Origin of the sequence: Desulfosarcina sp., from assembly GCF_041551955.1 — a bacterium.
In the GTDB taxonomy this organism is placed as follows: Bacteria; Desulfobacterota; Desulfobacteria; order Desulfobacterales; family Desulfosarcinaceae; genus Desulfosarcina.
Window position 1 is genome coordinate 1 of sequence record NZ_JBFELV010000499.1, and the last position, 3,502, is coordinate 3,502.

Below are 3,502 nucleotides of genomic sequence, written 5' to 3' on the forward strand. Positions count from 1 at the left end.
ACAAGGAGTCCATTTATGAAACATTTATCTTTCAAGATTCTGCTCTCCCTGTTGCTATTTACAAACCTATCTGTAGCTGCCGATTCCTTGCCATCCTGGAACGACACGGCGCCGAAGAAGGCGATTGTCACATTCGTCGAACGGGTAACCAAGCAAGGCTCACCGGACTTCGTACCGGAGGCCGAACGCATCGCCACATTTGACAATGACGGCACGCTGTGGGCCGAGCAGCCGATCTACTTTCAACTTCTTTTCGCCATCGACCGCGTAAAAGCCCTCGCACCGCAGCATCCAGAATGGAATACCCAGGAGCCATTTGCTTCGTTGCTCAAGGGCGACATGAAGGGTGCGCTTGAAGGCGGTGAGCACGCCATCCTGGAAATTGTCATGAGCACCCACGCCGGCATGACCACGCAGGCGTTCGAAAAGATCGTGACCGATTGGATCACCACCGCAAAACATCCCACGACGGGGCGGCTGTTGACTGAGATGATCTACCAGCCGATGCTGGAGCTGCTGGCCTACCTGCGTGCCAATGGCTTCAAAACCTTCATCGTCTCCGGCGGCGGCATCGAGTTCATGCGCCCGTGGACGGAAAAAGTCTATGGTATCCCACCCGAGCAGGTCATCGGCAGCAGCATCAAAACGACGTTTGAGATGCACAACGACCAGCCGGTGCTGGTTCGTCTGCCGGAGATTAACTTCATCGACGACAATGCGGGCAAACCCGTCGGCATTCAGATGCACATCGGCCGCCGGCCGATCGCCTCATTCGGCAACTCCGACGGTGACCTGCAGATGCTTCAATGGACTGCGGCCGGAAAAGGCGCACGATTGATGCTCATCATCCGTCATACTGATGCAAAGCGGGAGTGGGCCTATGACAGACAATCTTCAATTGGGCATCTGGATAAAGCGTTGGACGAAGCGCAGGGTAAAGGCTGGACGGTCGTAGACATGAAGCGGGATTGGAAGGTCATTTTTCCTTTTTAAAACGCCAATAAAGACGATCAATCGGAGAGGTTCTCGATCTGGCCGAGACGCTGGGTTCGTTTCTTGGCCAGGGTTTTCAGCGCCCGGGAAACCTCGGGCAAGGCGCGGATCTTTTCGGCTGCATCGCCGTAATAGCGGATGGCACGGTTTTCCAGTGCAGCGGCGGCGGTCAGGATGGCCGTGCTGTCCAAGCTGCCTGCATTTTCAACCCTCAGCTGGTAGCTGTCACGCACAAAATCCCGGATCGGCTCCAGAATCATTTCGGTGACATTTTCGCGCCGTGTGCGCTGGATCAGCGAAACGTGCTTCTTGCCGTCCCGGGCAAACATCTCAAACAGCATCCGATAGGCCTCCGCCGCAGCTGTTGACGAGGCCACGCCGTAGAATTCCATATCCTCCTGCTCCACCTTTTCGGCGAAGTTCAGTATCGCACCAAAATTGGTCAAGGGCATAATTTTCTCCGAAAATTAGTCTGTTAGCAGTTTAGGCTGAAGGTGTTTGGCGCAATGGCTGCAATTGATTGGACCCTCCCCGCGGCAAACGGCGGGGAATGCGCTCGCTATCGATGTTCATCCGTATTACAACGATTGATCAGATTAATCGCCTATCAACGCACCGGTCAACCCATTCCTCAATTCCTCAATCCCAAAAATCCCCAAGTCAGTCCTTAGTCTTCCAGTACGTCCACGTCTCAAACGTTATCCACAAAGGGTAGATTTTGGTTCAGGCCAAGGCCGCAGGGATGTTGGAACCGGAGGCGAAGCAGCGCTACGTCGAGGATCCCAACATCACGAGAACGCCGGCATGGGCCAAAAGATGCCTTTTGTGGATAGGCGTTAATACCATCTTTCGATAACCACCTTCATATCCGTGTAAAACAAAAAACTCTCCTGACCATGACCCTTGATGTCGCCGAACATGGAGTTGCCGGCCCCGCCGAAGGGAAAAAAGCTCATCGGTGCCGCAATACCGATGTTGACGCCGATCATGGTCGGCTTGACCCGGTATTTGAACTCCCTGGCCGCCGCGCCGCTGGCGGTGTAGATGCAGGCGGCATTGACGAATTGGCGGGTGTTGATCAGATCGACCACCGCATCCATGTCGGCCGCCCGGACGATGCTCACCACCGGTCCGAAAATCTCCTCCTTGGCAATGGTCATATCCGGCGTGACGTTGTCGAAGACGGTGGGCCCTAAGAAAAAACCATCGGGATAACCGTCGACCTTTACGCCCCGGCCGTCCAGGATCAGGTCCGCACCCTCGGCAATACCCTTTTCGATGTACCCCAGCACCCGTTCGCGGTGAGCGGCGCTGATCAGCGGCCCCATGAAGGTCTGCTCATCCAGGCCGTCGCCCACACTGACGGTTTTGGCGGCCGTGGTGAACTGCGCCACCAGGCGATCGGCAATGTCTCCCACCGGCACCAGAACCGAACCGGACAGACAGCGCTGGCCGGTACAGCCGAAAAATGAGGTCAGCAGCGACGGCATGCCCTGGGCCAGGTCTGCGTCGGGCATGACAGCCACGATGTTCTTGGCTCCACCCAAGGACTGGACCCGCTTGCCCGTCTCCCCGCATTTGCGGTAGATGTGCCGGGCTGTGGGCGTCGAACCGACGAAACTGATGCCTTGGATATCCGGGTGGTCCAACATGGCATTGACCACGTCCCGCGATCCGTGGACCATGTTGATCACGCCTTCGGGAAATCCCACCTCGTCGACGATCTCCATGATCCGGGTCTGGGTCATGGGTACCTGTTCAGACGGTTTGTAAACGAAGGTGTTCCCGGTGACCACGGCGTAGGGCAGAAACCACCACGGCACCATGGCTGGGAAGTTGTAGGGGGCGATGCAGCCGAAAACGCCCATGGGCTGCCGGTGGCCGTAGCAGTCGATGTTCTTGGCGATATCCTCCAGGGTGTAGCCGCTCATGAGCGTGGTCACGCCGGTGGCGTGTTCCACGTTCTCGATCATCCGGCGCACTTCTCCCCGAGCCTCGTCGATGGCCTTGCCGTGCTCGGTGGTGAGGGTCTCGGCAATCGCTTCGAAATTCTCCTCAAAGGCATCCTTGAGTCGAAAGAGATATCTGGCGCGGCTCAGCGGCGGCGTTTCCCGCCAGTAGGCAAAGGCGTCCCGGGCGGCGGTGACGGCCCGATCCACATCTGTGGCGGTCCCGTATGCCACGGTGGCGATCTTCTCTCCTTTGGCCGGGTTAAACACGTCGCCGAAGGTGGTCGAATCAGATTCCACCCATTCCCCGTCAATGTAGTTTTTCATCAAGGGTAAAGACATATTCAGCTCCTGTATCTAAAAAAAGGGTTCTAGGGTCGAGGGTTGTTACAGATGAACGTTGAACATCGAACGTCAATGTTGATGAACCCGTAAAAAGTCGAGATGTCCTCTTTTTTGTCATCCCCGCGAAGGCGGGGATCTATAAGTTTCAGACAGTTATGGACAGCGCTGAAAAAGCTTCACTACGTGCCCCGCCTTCGCGGGAGTGACACCACTTG

3 protein-coding genes are annotated in these 3,502 nt (G+C 56.4%); 1 reads left to right on the forward strand and 2 read right to left on the reverse strand.

The window, feature by feature from the left end; translation table 11 throughout:
• Positions 1–993 (forward strand): HAD family hydrolase (locus ABYV26_RS23120; protein ID WP_372683714.1); only part of this gene is annotated, 993 nt, incomplete at its 5' end.
• A 17-nt stretch (positions 994–1,010) separates the two neighbouring features.
• Here ABYV26_RS23120 and ABYV26_RS23125 read toward each other — a convergent pair.
• Entirely contained in the window at positions 1,011–1,445 is a 435-nt protein-coding gene (locus tag ABYV26_RS23125) for a ferritin-like domain-containing protein (protein ID WP_372683715.1), read from the reverse strand.
• A 384-nt stretch (positions 1,446–1,829) separates the two neighbouring features.
• Positions 1,830–3,284, reverse strand: a complete 1,455-nt coding sequence (locus tag ABYV26_RS23130) for a CoA-acylating methylmalonate-semialdehyde dehydrogenase (RefSeq protein ID WP_372683716.1) — start codon at positions 3,282–3,284, stop codon at positions 1,830–1,832.
• Positions 3,285–3,502 lie beyond the last annotated feature (218 nt).

What these genes read in the sequence shown, in the direction of transcription:
- ABYV26_RS23125 (WP_372683715.1), bottom strand. Translation starts at nt 1,445, where the DNA reads ATGCCCTTGACCAATTTTGGTGCGATACTGAACTTCGCCGAAAAGGTG.
- ABYV26_RS23130 (WP_372683716.1), bottom strand. Translation starts at nt 3,284, where the DNA reads ATGTCTTTACCCTTGATGAAAAACTACATTGACGGGGAATGGGTGGAA.